The sequence below is a fragment of the Gemmatimonas sp. genome (assembly GCF_031426495.1).
Taxonomy (GTDB): domain Bacteria; phylum Gemmatimonadota; class Gemmatimonadetes; order Gemmatimonadales; family Gemmatimonadaceae; genus Gemmatimonas.
Map to the genome: position 1 here is coordinate 1 of NZ_JANPLK010000052.1, position 2,868 is coordinate 2,868.

At 59.4% G+C, this 2,868-nt stretch carries 3 protein-coding genes; 1 reads left to right on the plus strand and 2 read right to left on the minus strand.

Features of this window, described 5'->3' with window-relative positions; genetic code table 11:
- Window positions 1–157: 157 nt before the first annotated feature.
- A complete protein-coding gene (locus RMP10_RS14240) occupies window positions 158–1,123 on the plus strand; it encodes a hypothetical protein (protein ID WP_310570876.1) in 966 nt (321 codons plus the stop codon).
- Between the two features lie 443 nt (window positions 1,124–1,566).
- On the opposite strand, the gene RMP10_RS14245 is transcribed toward RMP10_RS14240, so the two are convergent.
- Together RMP10_RS14245 and RMP10_RS14250 are read right to left on the minus strand one after the other, a co-directional pair.
- Window positions 1,567–2,466: an IS3 family transposase gene (locus RMP10_RS14245; protein ID WP_310570877.1), complete on the minus strand. Its 900-nt coding sequence runs from the start codon at window positions 2,464–2,466 to the stop codon at window positions 1,567–1,569.
- Window positions 2,463–2,801, minus strand: a complete 339-nt coding sequence (locus RMP10_RS14250; RefSeq protein WP_310570878.1) for a transposase — start codon at window positions 2,799–2,801, stop codon at window positions 2,463–2,465. The genes RMP10_RS14245 and RMP10_RS14250 overlap by 4 nt, the downstream gene beginning before the upstream one ends.
- Window positions 2,802–2,868 lie beyond the last annotated feature (67 nt).

Sequence of the window (2,868 nt, forward strand, 5' to 3'; positions counted from 1 at the left end):
TTGGCTCAGCGTCGTCTGGCGGAGCATCTGTTCGAGGGTGCGGCGATCATCGGGAGCGAGCACGAGGTCCATAGTCGGCGTAAACATACCGCCGTCGGGTGCAAGTCTCGTGCTATCCACATTTCACTTACGCTCCACTAGATCTGGGGACTTTGTAGTGTCGGCGACTGATCCTTCGCAATTTGCTGCGGTGAAGTCTGCCGTTCTTTCCCGTATCGCGAACCGCCGCATCTACTCAAAGTTCAACAGCGCGCTTCCGAAAGTGTCTGTTGTGAAGGCGGATTTTTCCATCAGACAGCTGGCGGTATGGCGAGATTCCATCGTGGGTGCACGTAAAGCGTTGCGTTGGACTATGGTCGACTTGGATGAGGGTCGAAACCGAGTTTCGATTGGAGTCGCGAGCGGGATTGATTTTTCGGAGAGATCATCCTTCGCCCTCGAAGTTGCTCGACTCGGCATTCCGTGGCACTCGCTAAATGTGTTCGCGATGGAAGGAGCGAGGCCGACATCCGCAAAGAAGCTGCGAAGCTCGACACCGGCGCATCTGCGAGACAAAGCGGATTCCCTGGCCGGAGGCTATCAGATCTACTGGAACAATGTCGGAGGATGGTCGCGATGCACCATCGGATTCGTTGCAAGTATTTCTGATGGTACAAAGGGGTTTATAAGTGCAGGGCACTGCTCGCAAAGCAAATGGGACACCGATACAACGAGCATGGCGCAGCCCAACAACAATTACGTACCACCCGTCGCGCGCGAAGCTTGGGACATGCAGCCTGGTACTTGTCCATTCTTCTGGTCGTGTAACCACTACAGATACAGCGACGCCAATTTGAGTCTCGTGGATACTACGGTTCGAAAAGTTAAGGTCGGCTATCTCGCCCGGCCCTCCACACGCTCGCTTAATAGTGGCACCGACACAACTATCTCGAACGTCAATCCCTACATCGAAGTGGTTGGAGAGACCTCATCGATTGTGCAAGGCAGCGATATTGATCAAATCGGCGCTGTATCGGGGTGGACATACTCCGAAGTGTTGCACACCTGTGTTACTTGGGACGACTTTCCTTATCCGTTCAATCAACGGACAGGCATTGCGTTGTTCTTACATCGTGGAAAGTGATTACGAGGGAGGAGATAGCGGCGGTCCGGTATTCTACTATTCCGGAGGCTCTGCAACGGCTGCTGGAATTATGGTGGCAAATATTACGTGGCCGTATCATCGTGGAGTCTTCAGCAAGTTCATGTACGTTCGCAATGAGATCCAGTCCAGCGGACTCACGTTTTCTATCGTACCCTCAGGAACGCCTCCAAACTATTACGCGTGGAACGCGAGCATCTCCGGCGCTGCGACGATTCAACCGAATGCGACTTGTCACTATATGGCAAGTTCGAACCTTTCCTACACAACCGTCGTGTGGAAGGTCAACGGAGTCTCAGTAGGTACAAGCTGGGATCTCTATTACTCGTCGAGCTCGTCGTTTGTGCTTGAGGTCGAGTTGTCTGACGGGGTGAACGTCGCAATGACGACGAAGTGGACCTGACCCGATTTGACGGACACATGGTTTACGCTGCTCGCGCCATTTGACGGAGCTGGTCCTCGTACTGTTGCGGACTCACGAAGCCTAACGTGGAGTGCTGCCGCTCCCTATTGTACCAGTGCTCGATGAAGTCCGTCAGGGCCACATTGGCGTCGTGATGCGAATGCAGTACGGTGTGCGCGAGGAGTTCGTGTTCGAGCGTCGCAAAGAAACTCTCGGCCACCGCGTTATCCCAGCAGTCCCCCTTGCGGCTCATGCTCTGCCGCATCTGCTGCTGCGCGAGGGCGGCGCGGTACTCCGCGCTCGCATATTGACTTCCGCGATCCGTGTGCCCGATCAGTCCGGGGGCCGGCTGCCGACGCGCGATGGCGTGCTGCAGGGCACGCAGCGGCAGCGCCGTGGCCATCGACGCGCTCGTCGCCCAGCCCACCACCATCCGCGACGCGAGATCGATCAGCACCGCGAGATAGAGCCAGCCGCTGCGCGTCGGGATGTACGTCATATCGCCGACCCACGCGCGATTCTGGACCGGGTGATCGGTGATGGCGAAGCGCCGCGCCAACAGATTCGGCGCAATGGGGTGCGCGTGTCGCGAGTCCGTTGTGCACACGAAGGCCTGCGGCACGCGCGCCCGCAGGCCGTCGGTACGCATCACGCGCGCGATGCGATGCTTCCCCACATGCACGTCCTGCGCGCGCAGTGCCCGCAGGAGGCGCGGCGCCCCGTAGCGGCCATGGCTCTTCGTAAACGCGGCGCGGACGTGCACGAGCAACCGTTCATCGGCCCGCGCGCGGACCGATGGCCCCTGCGCCAGGCGCGCCTTGGCCTCGTAGTACCCGCTCAGACTGACGTCCAAGGCCCGACACATGAGCTGCACCGGAAACTGGCCCCAATGCGCGGTGATGGCGGCGTACTTGTCGCTCACCGCGACTCCCTCGCGAAATACGCCGCCGCACTTTTTAAAAACGTATTCTCTTGCGCTAACCGCTTCACTTCGCGCTCGAGCCGCCGCACCTCCTCCTGCTCGCTCGGCAACCGGCCCTGTCCAGGAAACACGTCCGCCAGCGGCGCCCCGCCCTGCGCGGCGAGCTGGCGCGCCCACACCCGCAACATCTCGGGCCGCACGTCCAAGTCGCGTCCGATCTGCTGCACGCTGACGCCCTGCGCCCGGCGCTCCGCCATCCGCCGCACCGCTTCCTGCTTGAATTCGGCACTAAAGATCCGCCGCGTCCGCTTGATCGATTTCGCTGCCTTCGCCATCGTCACACCTCCACTCCGACAATCTACGCGGAGTTAGCTTGGTGTCCGGAAAGCCGAGTCAAGTCCA

Coding starts and splice junctions, on each gene's coding strand:
- RMP10_RS14250 (WP_310570878.1), bottom strand. CDS start 2,801: ATGGCGAAGGCAGCGAAATCGATCAAGCGGACGCGGCGGATCTTTAGT.